Genomic DNA, 16,037 nt, shown 5'->3' with positions numbered 1-16,037 from the left:
TATTAGTTTACGGCTAAAGTAACATTAAGGTTATTAAGAGGGTATGTATAAGAGAGGTTTAATTTTAACAATTTTAAGTTTATTAATTTGTTTCAAAGTCTTTTCTGGCGGGCTAAAATGTGGCTTTGAAGCATTGTCTATTTACGATTATTTTAAGGCAAAAAAAACCTTTGAAAAATCGTTGAAAAAGCAAACTGCAGGCGCAGCTTATGGATTAAGCGTTATATATTCTTTAAACAACAATCCTTTTTACAATCTCGATTCGGCTCTTTACTATATCAATAAAAGTGATTCAAGCTTTGTTTTACTCGATGCAAAGAAGAAATTAAAATTAGCTGAACTAAAAGTTGATTCCTTGTCGCTATTTACTCAACGAACTTTTGTTGATGAAAAATGGTTTGAAAAAGTTCAAGAATCGAATACAATTGTAGCTTATAATTTATTTCTAAAACAAAACAAAGGAGCAAAACAAACGGCTAAGGTTATTGAAGCTAGAAATCAATTAGCTTATCAAGAAGCAATGAGCATAAATACTTCAGTTGGGTATCTCGATTTTTTAAATCAATACCCTAAAGCCAATCAAGTTGATGAGGTGAAAGGATTGTATGAAAAAGTTTTGTTTCAAGAATACACTCAAAACAATACTGTAGAAAATAATGTTCGGTTTATAAGTGAAAATTCGAATAACCCTTTTGTAAATCAAGCACAACAAAATATTTATGAGATATCTACTAAAGACAAATCGATTAACTCCTACTATTCTTTTTTAAAAACGTTTCCAAACAACCCTCATGTATCTTCTGCTTGGCGAAACATTTACAGTTTATCTACCCAAGAACATACGGCAGAAAATATTGAAAAGTTTTTTAAGAACTATCCCGAATATCCTTTTAAAAATGAATTGGTAAAAGAGTATAAACTAGCCAATGCAGTTTATTATCAACTTAATAAAAATGATAAATGGGGTTTTGTAAACGACAGCTTAAATGTAGTAATACCTATTGTTTACGATTGGGTAAGCGATTTTTTTGAAGGTGCAGCAGCAGTTGGAAAGCAAGGTAAGGTTGGTTTTATTAATAAAGCAGGAGAGGTAATTATTTCTTTTCAGTATGATGAAGCACACTCCTATAACAAGGGACTAGCAGTGGTTGGATTAAACGATAAATACGGAATAATAAATAAAATTGGAGAAATAGTAGTTCCTCTAATGTATGATGATATTGGTGAATTAACCAATAAGTTTGTTTGGGTAGAGTTGGAGGATAAATATGGGTTTATTGATCATAAAGGCAACTTAAAAGTTGGGTTAGAATTTGAGTCTGTTGGCGATTTTAAGTCGGGTGTTGCTTACGTGCTTAAAAACGGCAAATATGGTTTAATTGATACTAATTTGTATTATGTTGTAAAACCAAAGTACGATTGGATAGATGCCTTAAATATTGATTTTATTCGTATACAAGAAAACGGATTGTTTGGTGTAATTAATAAAAAAGGAGAATACGTTATTCCTCCAAATTATACTCAATTATCTGAATTGCAAAACGGATGGGCAATGATAGTAGAGGATAGCTTATATGGTTATGTTAATCAAAAAGGAGAAATACAAATACCTATTCAATTTAGCTATTTAGAAGGGGTTATCAATTGGGGATTGTTTAATGAAAATAATTATGCTCGGGTAGTTTCTGAAGGGAAATTTGGGCTGATTGATTCTACAGGAACTAAATTCGTACCTTGTTTATTTGAAGATGTAGGGGCAATTTCAGAAGGACTAATAGCGATAAAAAGACATGGTAAATGGGGTTTTTGTGATTTAAATACAAAATTGAGAATTCCATACAGTTACATTTCTGTTACTGGATTTAAAAACGGATTGTCTATTGTTAATTTAAATGGCAAATATGGAATAATAGATACAAAAGCTAATTTTGTAATTTCAGCAGATTACGAAGAAATTAATTGGTTTCAAGATTCTTATTTAATGGTAAAACGAGAAGGTCTTTACGGTGTAATAACCAAACAAAATCAACCAATTATACCAATTCAGTATTCAAAAATTGAGTTGACAAAAGATGAAAAATTATTAAGGTTATTTATTGAAGATGGTTTTGAATACAAACATTTAAATCAAGTTTTCAAGGCAGATGAATAATTTTAAATCGTTTTTAAGTGAACAACTTTTAGCTGATTTACCAGGTAAATTAGCACATCAAGAAGCAGCTCCTTACCGTAAAGTTGATTATGACACACTTGATTTAAATACCGTAAAAAAAAGTGGCGTATTAATTCTGTTTTATAATAAAGGAGAGGAAACACATTTAGTTTTAATTCAACGACCAATTTATAATGGAACCCATAGTGGTCAAATTGCTTTCCCCGGAGGTAAAGTTGAGGAATCAGATAAAGACATTATCCATACTGCATTAAGAGAGGCTAATGAAGAAGTTGGGGTTGAAATGAATGATGTTGAGGTTCTTGGTCAGCTATCAGATGTTTATATTCCGGTGAGTAATTTTTTAGTAACACCAGTAATAGGAGTAATTAATTATACTCCTCGTTTTATTCCAGAATTAAGAGAAGTTGCAGAAATTATAGAATTACGAATAGGTCATTTAATCGAAGTGGAAACGTTGCGTTTAAATAAAATTAAACTCAGTAATGGATTGCAAATGGAAGTGCCCACTTTTGAGTTTAATCAAAAAATAATTTGGGGAGCAACAGCTTTAATGCTAAATGAGTTGAGGTATTTGTTAAAAGGCTATTCAAAGTCTTTGTAGAGCAAATACTTTTTTCTAGTTTCTTTAAATTGTGCTAATCCATCTTGCCATGAAGCTTTAATTTCCTTTTCAGTTAGGCCATTTTTTAATTGAGTTTGTAGCTCATCACTTCCCGCTAATAAATTAAATGAAGAACTAAAAAAGTTGTCTTTATCGTTGGCATTTTTATAAGCTTCGATGAGCCATTTTAATTCTATGCTTTTTTGGTTTCTTAACTCATGTTCTTCAATTAACGATAAGTCAACACCAAAACATTTTTCATTTTTAAGTTTTGGGTTTTTGGCGCCCTCCATACTTTTTGGAATAAAGCTAAAATTAACAGAATCCATATTTGGATGGCCAATTATTTGGAAAGGTTTCTCAGTACCTCTTCCAATGCTATAAGGTGTTCCTTCAAATAAACACAAGAAAGGATAGAGGTAAATAGATTTCATGTTAGGCAAATTTGGCGATGGTTTTAAAGGTAAAGTATAAGTTGAGTTGTGATCGTAATTCTCCATTTTTATAACTGTTAAATCACAACTGACGCTGTTAGCTAACCAATGCTCTCCATTTGCCATTTGAGCATATTCTCCAATTGTCATTCCGTGTACAATTGGCACTTGGTGCATGCCAATAAATGAGCTGAATTTAGGGTTAAGTATAGGCCCGTCAATATAATGTCCATTTGGATTAGGGCGGTCTAACACAATAACTTTAATGTTGTTTTCAGCACAAGCTTCCATTACATAACTCATAGTAGAAATATAAGTGTAAAAACGTGTACCAACATCTTGAATATCAAAGACAACTACATTTAATCCTTTTAGTTGTTCGGTTGATGGTTTTTTGTTTTTGCCGTATAATGAAACTATAGGTAATTTTGTTTTTTCGTCAATGTTTGAATTTACTTTTTCTCCTGCATCAGCATTACCTCTAAAACCATGCTCTGGACTAAATACTTTTACTACATCAATACCTAAATTCAATAAGGAATCTACTAAGTGAGTTTGGTTAATTAGTGAAGTATGATTCCCAACAATTCCAACCTTTTTATCTTTTAATAAAGGGATATATTGGTCGGTAAGATTTGCAGCAACAATAATATCTTTAATTATTGGAGCTTCTTTAACTTTTATAGTATTGTTTTGATTGGTTGTTGTTTTAGAGTCATCTTGTCCAACACAAGAAATACTAAATAATGAGATGATTATAATAAAACCTATTTCCTTCAATTGCATCAATTTCAAATTACTATTTTTGTTATACATTAAATGGGCTGGTAAATATAATTAATTTGAACCTCGAATATTTTATATCAAAGAATATAATTAAAGGCGACGCTAGGTCTAAGAAATTTACCAAACCTATTATTCGTATTTCAATTGCAGCAATTGCTTTAGGCTTAACCGTGATGATTGTTGCGATTAGTATCGTTTCTGGTTTTCAGCAAGAAATACGAAACAAGGTAATTGGATTTGGAAGCCACATACAAATAACTAGCTACGATTCACAAAATACATACGAGGCTAGTCCAATAAGCAAATCACAAGATTTTTATCCAAGTATAGATTCTGTAGAAGGCATAAAACACATTCAAGTTTTTGCAAACAAAGCAGGTATTATTAAAACCAATGAAGAGATTTATGGGGTTGTTGTAAAAGGAATTGGGAGTGATTTTGATTGGGATTTTTTTGATAAAAATTTAATAGAAGGAGAGCTTGTAAGGGTTAAAGAAGGTGAATTGAAAAATGATTTATTGATTTCGAAAACTATTGCTGATAAAATGAAATTAAAAGTAGGAGACAAAACTTTTATATATTTTATTCAGCAAAATGGGCAACTTAGGCCTAAAGATTTTATTGTAAAAGGTATTTATAAATCTGGATTGGAGCAGTTTGATAATTTGTATGTGCTTTCAGATATTGCTCATGTGCAAAAAAGAAATGGCTGGACTGAAAATCAGGTGGGAGGGTTTGAAATTTTAATTAATAGCTATGACGATTTAGATAAGCTCGATTTGTTTGTTTATGATAATATTGGATACGATTTACATTCAACAACAATTGTTCGTCAAAATCCAGATATATTTAACTGGTTAGAATTACAAGATGTAAATGTTATTGTAATAATTGTTTTGATGGTTGTGGTAGCTGCTATTAATATTATCTCTGCTTTATTGATTCTAATTTTAGAGCGAACAAACATGATAGGTATTCTGAAAGCTTTAGGGATGCCAAATTGGAACGTGCGTAAAATATTTATGTATAATGCAGTTTATCTTGTTGTAAAAGGTTTAATCTGGGGGAATGTAATTGGATTAGGATTGTGTTTTTTACAAATGCAGTTCGGATTTTTAACTCTGCCACAAGAATCATATTATGTTTCGGTTGTGCCTGTAAAACTTAATTTTTATAATATCTTCCTATTAAATATTGGTACTTTATTGATTTGTGCAGCAATGATGATTATTCCATCTTATGTTATCACTAAAATTACACCAATAAAAGCAATTCGATTTGATTAAAAATACAGCTTTAAATATTTGAAGCATAGATGTATTTTGTAACTTCGCTAAAAATCAGAAAAATAGAATGAAATACTACAATAATATATTAGAAACGATAGGAAATACACCTTTAGTTAAAATTAACAAAATGTGTAAAGATGTTGATGCATTAGTGTTAGCTAAAATTGAAACAACTAACCCAGGAAACTCAGTAAAAGATAGAATGGCGCTTCAAATGATTGAAGATGCAGAAGCTGATGGAAGGCTAAAACCAGGAGGAACTGTAATTGAAGGAACTTCAGGAAATACAGGGATGGGTTTAGCATTAGCTTGTATAATGAAAGGATACAAGCTAATTTGTGTTTTGAGCGATAAGCAAAGCAAGGAAAAAATGGATATTTTAAGAGCTGTTGGAGCTGATGTTCATGTTTGTCCAACTAATGTTGCACCTGATGATCCACGTTCATATTATTCTGTTTCAAAAAGATTAGCTCAAGAAGTTCCAAATTCATGGTATGTAAATCAATATGATAATCCTTCTAATGCAAAAGCACATTATTTAAGTACTGGTCCTGAAATTTGGGAGCAAACAGAAGGTAAAATCACTCATTTTGTTGTTGGTGTAGGAACTGGAGGTACGGTTTCTGGAGTTGGGAAATATTTAAAAGAGAAGAATCCTAATATTAAAATATGGGGTATAGATACTTACGGATCAGTGTTTAAAAAGTATCATGAAACAGGAATTTTTGATGAAAATGAAATTTATCCATACATAACAGAAGGAATTGGAGAAGATATTTTGCCTAAAAATGTTGATTTTAGTGTGATTGATAAGTTTGAAAAAGTAACCGATAAAGATGCTGCTGTTTATCAACGAAAATTAGCTAAAGAAGAAGGAATATTTGTAGGGAATTCTGCTGGTTCAGCTATAAAAGGCGTACTACAATTAAAAGATGAGCTAACAAAAGATGATGTTGTTGTTGTTCTGTTTCATGATCACGGGAGTAGATATGTGGGTAAAATGTTCAATGATGATTGGATGCGTGAAAGAGGATTTTTAGATGAAGAAAAAAAGAATGCAAAAGATTTAATTAAAGATCATGCAGGTAAACATTTAGTTACCGTTACTACAGAAAACCCTGTTTCTCAAGCAATTTTATTGATGAATCAATATGGTATTTCTCAAATACCAGTAGTTGGAGATAATGGTTTTGAAGGTTCGTTAACGGATAATATTCTATTCGCAAAACTTTGCGAAAATCCAGAATTGAAAGAATTACCTGTTAAACATATTATGGGAGCGCCTTTTCCAATAGTATCAGAAACAACTACAATTGACAATATATCTAAATTATTTCAAGAAGGAGCTAAAGCAATAATTGTTAAATATGATGGAGATAAACATCATATTATAACTCAACAAGATATGATCAAGGCGATTGCATAAGTTTGAAACACCATATTATGCGGTAATCTTTACTTCGATACTAAATCCTAGTAATGATTATAGTGAAATGGCAAACAAAATGGAAGAGTTGGCTAAGCTGCAACCAGGATTTTTAGGAGTTGAAAGTGCAAGAGAAAAAATAGGGATTACTGTTTCTTATTGGGATAGTTTGGAGGCAATTAAAAATTGGAAAGAAAATATTGAACATAAAATTGCTCAACAGAAAGGGCGAGAAGAGTTCTATAAATCTTATAAAGTAGAAATTTGTAAGGTTCAAAAAAAATATACTTTTTAACTCTTTTTTTGATTTCACTTGAAACAAATATGAACTTATTATCGTTAAGATAATCTCTATCTAACTTTTAAATAATTAAATTATGGACTCAGAACTATTAAAGAAAGCGACCCTTGTAGCTAAAGAAGAAGTGGGGGATTTACATTTCCCAAAAGAAGAGGTAATAGCAAATAAAGAGCAAAGACAAGAATTGCTAGCTAAAATGGAAAAAGCATTAAAGCTTGGTAATGCTTATCACGGGAAAGTAAAAATTTTATTTGAAGATGATAATGGGTTGAAAACTGTTGAAACTACAATTTGGGGGATTACAGATAAAAATATTTTATTGAAAAAAACCACAATACTTCCAATTAGAAGAGTGCATGATGTTAAATTTTACTAGAAATTTTATTTAACTGTAAACCTCGCAATAGCGAGGTTTTTTTATGTCTTGGCTTTACTGTTTTGCTTGTTATTTTATTTGTTAAAACTGAATAATAAAATGAAATTTAGGTTCTAATTTTGTAAGGAAATAATTTTTTAACGTTTAATAACATGTTGCTTTATAAATGCTAGCCTTTGCATCTATAAGAATGATTAACTTTACCAGTCTTAACAAGAAAATATGAAAATGCTTAATAGAATATTAATAGTCTTTCTTTTTGTAATTACATCTTTATTTAGTGCTAATGCTCAAATATATGATCCAATTACATGGAGTTATGAAGTGAATAAAATTAGTGATACAGAAGCGGATTTAATTATTAAAGCTGAGATAGAAAGAGGCTGGCACTTATATGCATTAAATTTACCTAGCTTAGAAGGCCCTGAGCCAACAACAATATCTTTAATTCCATCGGAAGAATATGAATTAATTGGAGATCCTTCAGAAGGAGAGTTTAAAACAGAGTACGATGCTAATTTTAGTATGGATTTAAACTATCATGAAAAGGAAGCTGTTTTTACTCAAAAAATTAAAATAAATACAACTTCTCCTTTTATTATAAAAGGAATGATTGCATGCATGATTTGTAATGAAGAGATGTGTTTACCTCCTGATGAAATAGATTTAACTTTTAGTATTAATAATGCTTCTAGTCAAATAAATGAGTCTGCCGATGAGGTGATTGACATTTCTAAAATTGTACCTAATTTACCACAATTAGATTTAGAAAAACCACTTAGTAATTGTGGAGAGAAAAAAGAGATAAGTAATATTTGGTTGGTTTTCTTATTTGGATTTTTAGGAGGATTAATAGCATTGTTAACGCCTTGTGTATTTCCTATGATTCCTTTAACAGTTAGTTTTTTTACAAAAGGAGGGAAAGATGGTAGCAAAGGAGTTGGTAGAGCCGTTTTGTATGGTTTTTTTATCTTCTTAATTTATGCAATATTAAGTGTGCCTTTTCATTTTAATACAGATCCAGAAGTGTTAAACGAAATAGCAACTAGTGTATGGCTAAACGTTATTTTCTTTGTTGTTTTTGTTGTTTTTGCAATTTCATTTTTTGGAGTATTCGAGATTACTTTACCTAGTGGCTTAGCAAATAAAGCAGACTCGGCATCTAATACTGGAGGCATTTTGGGTATTTTCTTTATGGCTTTAACTTTAGCTTTAGTGTCTTTTTCTTGTACTGGACCAATTTTAGGTACTGTGTTAGGAAATTCGCTTAAAAATGGACCGTGGCCAATTTCTGCAGCTATGAGTGGTTTTGGTATAGCCTTAGGATTACCTTTTGCATTATTTGCAATGTTCCCTAGTTTTATGAATAAATTACCTCAATCAGGAGGTTGGTTAAACTCTGTAAAGGTTGTTTTAGGTTTTGTTGAATTAGCTTTGGCGCTTAAATTTTTATCAAATGCAGATTTAGTAGAACAATGGGGTTTAATTCACAGAGAAACTTTCTTTTTAATATGGACAATTATTGGTGTAGGATTATCATTATACTTATTTGGGATTATTAAATTTCCTCATGATTCGCCAATAGTTAAGTTGTCTAAATTTAGAATGTTGTTTGCCTTGACAATCGCTTTGTTTACCATTTATGTTGCTCCGGGTGTTCTAAAAGATTCGCCATGGAATCATAATTTATTGAGCGGATTTCCACCACCAGCCTTTTATAGTTGGTATGAAACAGAAACTTTTCACGCAGAGTTCACTGATTTTGAAGAAGCTTTAGCTGAATCTAAAAGAGTAAATAAACCTTTATTAGTTGACTTTACTGGATGGGCATGTGTTAATTGTCGTAAAATGGAAGAAAGTGTTTGGAGTGTTGAATCTGTTAAAGAAAAGCTAGAAAATGATTTTGTGTTGGTTTCATTATATGTTGATGACAAGGTTGAATTGCCTGAAGAACAACAAGGCGTTTTTGAATATGAAGTAAATGGAGAAGTGAAAAAGAAAAATATTAAAACAATTGGTAATAAATGGTCAACATTTCAAACTCAAGTTTTTAATAATAACTCTCAACCTTACTATGTTATGCTTTCACCAGAAGGTGATTTGTTAGCTAATCCGGTTGGCTATATGCCAGATGTTGAGGAATACACAAAATATTTAGATTGTGGAATTTCAACATTCCAAGAGAATAACAAAGTTGAGTCAGCACCAGCTTTTAAAGTCAATTTTTTGAAAAGATAAAAATCATAAACTTTCAAATTAGAATAAACTAAATTTGAAGGTCTAATAAAAAAATAAAATAATGGCAGAATTTATTTATGAAGAACCTTTTCCAATTTTAAAAGATTCTACGGAATATAAATTAATATCAAACGAATATGTTTCAACAATAGAAGTTGATGGGAGAAAAATTTTAAAAGTCGATCCTAAAGCATTGGAGTTGTTAGCTCAAGAAGCTATGGCCGATGTTTCTTTTATGCTCCGTACAGCTCATTTAGAAAAAGTTGCTAAAATATTAGATGACCCAGAAGCAACTGATAATGATAGATTTGTAGCTTATACGTTATTAAAAAATGCTCAAATTGCTGCAGAAGGTCAATTACCTTCTTGCCAGGATACTGGAACAGCAATTGTTGTTGCAAAAAAAGGAGAGGATGTTTATACTGGGGCAAATGATGCGTCTCATTTATCAAAAGGAGTTTTCAATACTTATCAAGATAGAAATTTAAGATACTCTCAAGTAGTTCCTATTTCAATGTTTGAGGAAAAAAATTCAGGAAGTAATTTACCTGCTCAAATAGATATTTATTCTACCCAAGGAAATGCTTATAAGTTTTTGTTTTTAGCAAAAGGAGGAGGCTCAGCTAATAAAACTTACTTATATCAACAAACGAAATCATTGTTAAATGAAAAGTCGTTAACTGAGTTTATTACTGCTAAAATAAAAGATCTAGGTACAGCTGCTTGTCCACCTTATCATTTAGCTATTGTAATAGGAGGAACTTCTGCAGAAGCTAACTTAAAAACGGTTAAGTTAGCATCTACGGGTTATTATGATGAATTACCAGAGGTTGGAAGTATTGGAGGAAGAGCATTTAGAGATAAAGAATGGGAAGATAAGGTTCAAAAAATATGTCAAGATAGTTTAATAGGAGCACAATTTGGAGGTAAATATTTTACTCACGATGTTAAAGTTGTTCGTTTGCCTCGTCATGCTGCATCTTGTCCTGTAGGTATTGGAGTAAGCTGTTCGGCTGATAGAAATATAAAAGGAAAGATTACAGAAGACGGAATATTTTTAGAGCAATTGGAAACAAATCCTGGCCGTTTTGTGCCAGCAGTAGCCCCACATTTAGAACCTGCAATAGAGATTGATTTAAATCAACCAATGGAAGAACAATTAAAAATTCTTTCAAAATATCCGATTAAAACAAGACTGAATTTAAGAGGAACCTTAATCGTTGCTAGAGATATTGCTCATGCAAAAATTAAAGAGTTGTTAGACTCAGGTCAGCCAATGCCAGAATATTTTAAAAATCATCCAATTTATTACGCCGGTCCGGCAAAAACACCAGAAGGCATGGCTTCAGGAAGCTTTGGGCCAACTACTGCAGGAAGAATGGATCCTTATGTAGATGAGTTTCAATCACACGGTGGGTCGATGATTATGTTAGCAAAAGGTAACAGGTCTGTAGCTGTTACAAATGCTTGTAAAAAACATGGAGGATTTTACTTAGGTTCAATAGGTGGCCCAGCAGCCATATTAGCTAAACAAAACATTAAATCTGTTGAGGTGGTTGACTTTCCTGAGTTAGGAATGGAGGCTGTTCGTAAAATTGAGATAGAAAATTTTCCAGCATTTATTATTTGTGATGATAAAGGAAATGACTTTTTTGCTGATATGTAAGTCATTTAACATTAACAATGTAATGTTGAAAGTAATTTGTTTTTGAGTGCTTTAAAATAGTCTTTATAGATAAATTTGTGCACATCATGAAAAATGAATCATTAAATAAAAAAGCAACTTTTCGTAAAACCTTAATTGGTGGTACACTAAGTATTAATGATTTGCGTGATATTGAATTTAAAGGAGAAGAACTTTCTCCGCAAGAACGTTTGGCTTTAAAAAATTATGATAGATATAGAATTTCTATACTAAATAGTCAAAAAAGTGAAAAAGATTTTCATGCTGCTTACACTAAATTGCAGGTTTTAGCGAACTTATCTCCTTTTGATGAATTTTTAAAAGAAGAATATTTTATCTAAAAAAATTTAACATTCCTGCTTCCCAGCAATTATTGTTAATTCATTCTAAATTATTTGATTAAGTTTGATAAACTAAACTTAAAACTAAATAGTATGAGAAAATTATACATCTTATTTACATTTTTAATTGCCGGAATAACTGCAATTGTTGCTCAGCCTACTTTAACACAAGCAAATTTTGTGCATACTATAGGTGAAAGCACTTTTTATTATTTAGCTGACACAAATACAACAACATTAAATCCAGCGCTAGGAGCAAATGTTATTTTTGATTATACAACAGTTGACGCGCTTGGTATTTCTCAAACCGATTTTTATGTTGATCCAGCTTCAACTGCAGGTGCGGCAGATTTTCCTACAGCAGATTATTGTGAGAAAACAAATTTAGGAGACACTAATTTTATTTACTCTAAATCAAATGTTGATAGTCTATTTACTGTTGGTTTTATTGCTGATATAGTTGGTTTTGGGGTTGTAACTGCTAAATATGATGCAGACCCAGAAACAGTAATGAAGTTTCCTTTTAATTATGGAGACTTTTATACTGATAATTATTCAGGAACTTTTGATGTAAATTACTCAGGTATTCCAGTTTCTACAAATGGAGAAGGAAATGTTACTGTTGCTGCAGATGCATGGGGAAGATTAGATTTGCCATTTGCAACAAGTTTTGATAGTGTGGTTAGAATTAGAAGAGTAGAGCATGCAGTTACTGATACTATTTTTATTCCTTTTCCTTTTAATTTAGAAATATTACCTATAACTATTGATGCAATTGTGGTAAGTTACTATAAGCCAAGTCATGGTAAATCTCCAATACTATCTTTTATAGAAGGAACTTATCAGCAAGATGGAGCTGTTATAGCATCTAACAAAACCATAGCTTGCCAATATCCTTTACTAGCTACCGATGTTAAAGAGTATGAGTTGTCTAATTCATTAAACTTATATCCTAACCCAACTCAAAACGGCCAATCTGAATTAATATTTAACATCGAAAACACTGCAAATGCAAAAGTAGAGTTGTTAAATAACTTAGGGCAAACAATTTCTACTATATATCAAGGACAGGCTAATTCTGGTGTTAATAAATTTGAAATCAACACTTCTAGTTTAAGTTCAGGAGTTTACTTTGTAAATGTATTAATAGATAATGCTAAAATTACTAGAAAGCTTATTGTTGAATAAGCAGTAGTTGTTTAAATAAAATAAATGAAGAGGGAAGCTATAGCTTCCCTTTTTTTTATTGGTGAAAAAATCTTGAAAAAACACGTTGAAGAATGAAATGTGTTTTGAAAAGCTAAGCCATCTGAATTCGCTTTAAGCGAAGAAAATATTTTTTATAACAACCGAATAAACGTACCGGTACGTTTATTCGCACTATGTGTTTAGTTCAAATTTAGTAAAACTAAATAAGTTTCTAAGTTAAATTTGTGACTATTTATACTGTTAATCATTGTCTCTTGTTTAATATTTACGGTAGCTGTGGCTTCGTGTATAGTTTTTAAGCTATTTAAAGTTAATTGATAAAAAATAATTAGTCGTTTGTTAAACGTTTATTAAACGTATAAATGTACGATTAAATAAAAGGGAAGCTGCTGCTTCCCTTTTCTCGTTTATAACAAGAAGGAGAAATTATAAACGAAGCTAATAAACCCTGTATAGCTTTTATCTTAAGTTATTTGTTGGTCGTGTCATTTTAGGTATTATTATATTGGTAAGTGTTACTTTTAATAAGTCAGGATTGTTATAACTAATAAATATAGAAGCACAAACATCAACTAATTTTTCTAAGAAAGAGATTATTTTATTAATAGATGTTTCTTGGTTGTATTTTTGAACTGATAAATCTCCCTTTTTTTGAATGCTATTTGAATAAGCTATTACAGTAGGAAACTGATTACTTAAAGATTCAAAACCAAAATTTGAAGTAAAATAAAAAGCCATTAAAAACTCGTCAGAATATTTTGTTTTAGGAACATAATTATAAATCCATTTTCCTTTAAAATTATAATTAGGCATTACGGTTTTACGTGTAGTAGTTATGCTGTGTAAGTATTTTTTATTTCCTGGTAAATTTGTGTAATTGGTTACGGTTTCATTTTTATAATTGAGTTGTTGGTGCCTAATCACTAATAAGTTACTATCCACTTTTGTGTCGGGGTGTTGTAAAATAAATTCATTAAATGGGATGTTGTTTTTTAAATCTTTTATAGCCGATTTAATTTTTCCTTTATCAATATAAATATAATGAGCTGTAGCTGTGTGATTTAAAAAATCCGATTCGTTAATTCCATTTTTCGTTAATTCATCATGAAAAGAATTGAGGACTTGTTGTAGTTCGGTATTCAATTCTAAATTAAAAGTTGAATTATAAATTTCATTTTGAGCCAAGCTATAACTAAGCGTAAGCAAGAAAATTATTGTGATATGTAGATGTTTCATGGTAGTAAATTTTAGTCGTAAGTGAAAAACAAACGAGAGGGTAAATAATAAGGATAATTAGTTTTATAAAAAGGCCTTTATTAACTATACTCGTTATTTATATATAAGGTTAATATAAATACATTAAAGGTGTTTTAAAACACTTTTAAGGCACGTATTAGAGGTTTTAAGGGAGTAATGGCTTGTGTACACAACTTATCTCAAAACAATGAAAGAGAAGCAAATAATTAAATATTTTTTTTAATTGAAATCATACTTAAAACCATCCTCTATATCTTCGCCTCTTTGTTTAACAATTGATAGATCTCCAAAAGGCACACATGGTAAGTTATAGTCCCAACATTGATAATTGTTTTTTGGAATAGCATACCTAAAATTCTTACCGTTATTTATCTTAACTTCTACTTTAGGGTAAGGTGCAGGTTTTAGAGGATGATTATATAGTTCTTCTACATGCATTTTTCTAAAAAGAAAAAATAGGGTTAACAATATAAAGGAATGTCCAAAAAACCGATTTAAATAAACCTTTTTAGGAATAGTAATTATTAAGGTTGTAGAAATAGACATGTAAACCAATGCACTACCAAACCTAAAATCAGGAGCTGTTAAAAACCAAAATACCACACCAAGAAAAGTAGTAAAGCCAAGTAGAATTAGAGATGTTTTTTTGTAGCTCAATTTAGCTTTAGAAAAAAATAATTTTATAAAATAGAATTGAGAGAACAAGATGATAAGTAAATATAGAATTCTATACCAATAGTTTGTGTTGATCCAAATTATAATTCTATCCCATAAGGTAAGTTTCATTATTTCTACAGAAGACATTTGGGAGTTTGTAGAGAAGCCATGAATGGCATTTTTAACTCCGATAACAAGTTCTCGAGGTATTTTCCAATCAACATTAAATAAGTCAATTTCAGCTACTGGGAAAATTAAATATCCTGAAAAAAACACATTTCTTACCAACCATGGAACGATAATAATTAGTGTAAGTAGAGCATAAAATATGACTCTGCCTTGTTTAAAAAACAAAGGAGTTCGAAGAATTAAAACGATGGCTAAAAAAGGTAAGGTTATAGCCGAAAGTTTAACTGTTAGGGCTGAAATTGCAATAAAGTAAATTGAGATTAAAGTATTATCTGTTTCTTGAAGTGGGTTGTTTGTTAGTCGTTTTATTCCTTCGTAGAATATATAATAGGTCATTAGTGTAATAATAACATCTGGAGAGGGAGAGGAAATCCAATTTTTGTAATGAATAAAAAAGAAAATAATGATAATGCTTCCTATAAATTGGATAGCGTTAAATTTTAAGTTTTTTAAATTAAACGTTTTAATAATATTTAGAATAAAAACTAAAACTAAAAAGCCATTTAATATTCTAAAAGTTCCATAGTTTAAAAAGGAAAAGCTAAAAAAGGCTTCTACAAGAAAATTGGATTGGTTGTAAGCTAAGTTGCCTAGTAAATTACCTAGCCCAGGAATTATTTTGTATTCGTTCATCCATTTTATGGATTGTGCATGGTAGTTACCTGTGTCAATATTTGTTGGCTCTTCAATAGTAGCTAACAAGATAGATATGAAGCCAATAAAAATTAAAAGCCATTGCCATAAATTAAAAGAGATTGCCGCATTTTTTACTTTAGATATGATAATTTTCCAGTCGTTTCGAAAAAAATAAATTGAAATAAGGGATGGTATTGCAATTAATAAGTGAACAGTAAATCCAATGTTGGAAAAGAAGTAAAGTAATGAGCATAACCCCATACACAAGCAAAATCCATTAAAAATATGTTGAATAATGCTATTCTCATTCAACAAGGATTTATCTTTAATGGCTAATAAAGAAATTCGATTAAATAAAATACCTAAAGATGTAAGTATTGTAAATATATATAACCAAACAATAAGTGTAATTACCATATTAATCCATAGCTTGAGCT

General features: G+C 30.5%; 13 protein-coding genes. 10 read left to right on the top strand and 3 right to left on the bottom strand.

The features are described from left to right. The first annotated feature begins 43 nt into the window (after positions 1–43). On the top strand, positions 44–2,152 hold the full coding sequence (locus tag FRY74_RS03735; protein ID WP_147098722.1) for a WG repeat-containing protein: 2,109 nt from the start codon (positions 44–46) through the stop codon (positions 2,150–2,152). After that, positions 2,145–2,777, top strand: a complete 633-nt coding sequence (locus FRY74_RS03730; protein ID WP_147098721.1) for an NUDIX hydrolase — start codon at positions 2,145–2,147, stop codon at positions 2,775–2,777. Before FRY74_RS03735 ends, FRY74_RS03730 begins: the two co-directional genes overlap by 8 nt. Here the strand turns inward: FRY74_RS03730 and FRY74_RS03725 are convergent. Next, positions 2,759–4,027 carry an exo-beta-N-acetylmuramidase NamZ family protein gene (locus tag FRY74_RS03725; protein WP_223265809.1) on the bottom strand — a complete coding sequence of 423 codons (1,269 nt, stop codon included), beginning with the start codon at positions 4,025–4,027 and terminating at the stop codon, positions 2,759–2,761. The two genes, FRY74_RS03730 and FRY74_RS03725, sit on opposite strands and share 19 nt — an antisense overlap. 26 nt (positions 4,028–4,053) lie before the next feature. Between FRY74_RS03725 and FRY74_RS03720 the strand changes: the two genes are divergently transcribed. The 8 genes from FRY74_RS03720 (at position 4,054) to FRY74_RS03685 (ending at position 12,840) form a co-directional block, all read left to right on the top strand. Then, a complete protein-coding gene (locus FRY74_RS03720; protein WP_147098719.1) occupies positions 4,054–5,283 on the top strand; it encodes an FtsX-like permease family protein in 1,230 nt (409 codons plus the stop codon). Positions 5,284–5,350: 67 nt separating this feature from the next. Next, positions 5,351–6,712, top strand: coding sequence for a pyridoxal-phosphate dependent enzyme (locus FRY74_RS03715; RefSeq protein ID WP_147098717.1), 1,362 nt, complete (start codon positions 5,351–5,353; stop codon positions 6,710–6,712). Next, complete coding sequence (locus FRY74_RS03710; protein ID WP_147098714.1) at positions 6,705–7,007, top strand: antibiotic biosynthesis monooxygenase family protein; 303 nt, start codon at positions 6,705–6,707, stop codon at positions 7,005–7,007. The genes FRY74_RS03715 and FRY74_RS03710 overlap by 8 nt, the downstream gene beginning before the upstream one ends. 82 nt (positions 7,008–7,089) lie before the next feature. Beyond that, entirely contained in the window at positions 7,090–7,389 is a 300-nt protein-coding gene (locus tag FRY74_RS03705) for a hypothetical protein (RefSeq protein WP_147098712.1), read from the top strand. 222 nt (positions 7,390–7,611) lie between these two features. Next, on the top strand, positions 7,612–9,627 hold the full coding sequence (locus FRY74_RS03700; protein ID WP_147098710.1) for a protein-disulfide reductase DsbD family protein: 2,016 nt from the start codon (positions 7,612–7,614) through the stop codon (positions 9,625–9,627). A gap of 61 nt (positions 9,628–9,688) precedes the next feature. Then, positions 9,689–11,293, top strand: coding sequence for a fumarate hydratase (locus FRY74_RS03695; protein WP_147098709.1), 1,605 nt, complete (start codon positions 9,689–9,691; stop codon positions 11,291–11,293). Positions 11,294–11,379: 86 nt separating this feature from the next. Further along, a complete protein-coding gene (locus FRY74_RS03690) occupies positions 11,380–11,652 on the top strand; it encodes a hypothetical protein (protein WP_147098708.1) in 273 nt (90 codons plus the stop codon). A gap of 93 nt (positions 11,653–11,745) precedes the next feature. Then, entirely contained in the window at positions 11,746–12,840 is a 1,095-nt protein-coding gene (locus FRY74_RS03685; RefSeq protein WP_147098706.1) for a T9SS type A sorting domain-containing protein, read from the top strand. Between the two features lie 480 nt (positions 12,841–13,320). Here FRY74_RS03685 and FRY74_RS03680 read toward each other — a convergent pair whose 3' ends face one another. Both FRY74_RS03680 and FRY74_RS03675 read right to left on the bottom strand, forming a co-directional pair. Beyond that, positions 13,321–14,097, bottom strand: a complete 777-nt coding sequence (locus tag FRY74_RS03680) for a hypothetical protein (protein ID WP_147098705.1) — start codon at positions 14,095–14,097, stop codon at positions 13,321–13,323. 240 nt (positions 14,098–14,337) lie between these two features. Beyond that, positions 14,338–16,017 (bottom strand): LIC_10190 family membrane protein, encoded by a 1,680-nt coding sequence (locus FRY74_RS03675; protein ID WP_147098703.1) that lies wholly within the window; start codon positions 16,015–16,017, stop codon positions 14,338–14,340. Between the last annotated feature and the right edge of the window lie 20 nt (positions 16,018–16,037).

The organism is Vicingus serpentipes (assembly GCF_007993035.1).
In the GTDB taxonomy this organism is placed as follows: domain Bacteria; phylum Bacteroidota; class Bacteroidia; order Flavobacteriales_E; family Vicingaceae; genus Vicingus; species Vicingus serpentipes.
Note: the sequence above shows the minus strand (reverse complement) of the source record. Positions and strands in the feature narration are given on the sequence as shown.

Excerpts from the sequence above, each read along its gene's own strand:
- FRY74_RS03735 (WP_147098722.1), top strand. The coding sequence starts at position 44 with ATGTATAAGAGAGGTTTAATTTTAACAATTTTAAGTTTATTAATTTGT.
- FRY74_RS03730 (WP_147098721.1), top strand. The coding sequence starts at position 2,145 with ATGAATAATTTTAAATCGTTTTTAAGTGAACAACTTTTAGCTGATTTA.
- FRY74_RS03725 (WP_223265809.1), bottom strand. The coding sequence starts at position 4,027 with ATGTATAACAAAAATAGTAATTTGAAATTGATGCAATTGAAGGAAATA.
- FRY74_RS03715 (WP_147098717.1), top strand. The coding sequence starts at position 5,351 with ATGAAATACTACAATAATATATTAGAAACGATAGGAAATACACCTTTA.
- FRY74_RS03705 (WP_147098712.1), top strand. The coding sequence starts at position 7,090 with ATGGACTCAGAACTATTAAAGAAAGCGACCCTTGTAGCTAAAGAAGAA.
- FRY74_RS03700 (WP_147098710.1), top strand. The coding sequence starts at position 7,612 with ATGAAAATGCTTAATAGAATATTAATAGTCTTTCTTTTTGTAATTACA.
- FRY74_RS03695 (WP_147098709.1), top strand. The coding sequence starts at position 9,689 with ATGGCAGAATTTATTTATGAAGAACCTTTTCCAATTTTAAAAGATTCT.
- FRY74_RS03690 (WP_147098708.1), top strand. The coding sequence starts at position 11,380 with ATGAAAAATGAATCATTAAATAAAAAAGCAACTTTTCGTAAAACCTTA.
- FRY74_RS03685 (WP_147098706.1), top strand. The coding sequence starts at position 11,746 with ATGAGAAAATTATACATCTTATTTACATTTTTAATTGCCGGAATAACT.
- FRY74_RS03680 (WP_147098705.1), bottom strand. The coding sequence starts at position 14,097 with ATGAAACATCTACATATCACAATAATTTTCTTGCTTACGCTTAGTTAT.
- FRY74_RS03675 (WP_147098703.1), bottom strand. The coding sequence starts at position 16,017 with ATGGTAATTACACTTATTGTTTGGTTATATATATTTACAATACTTACA.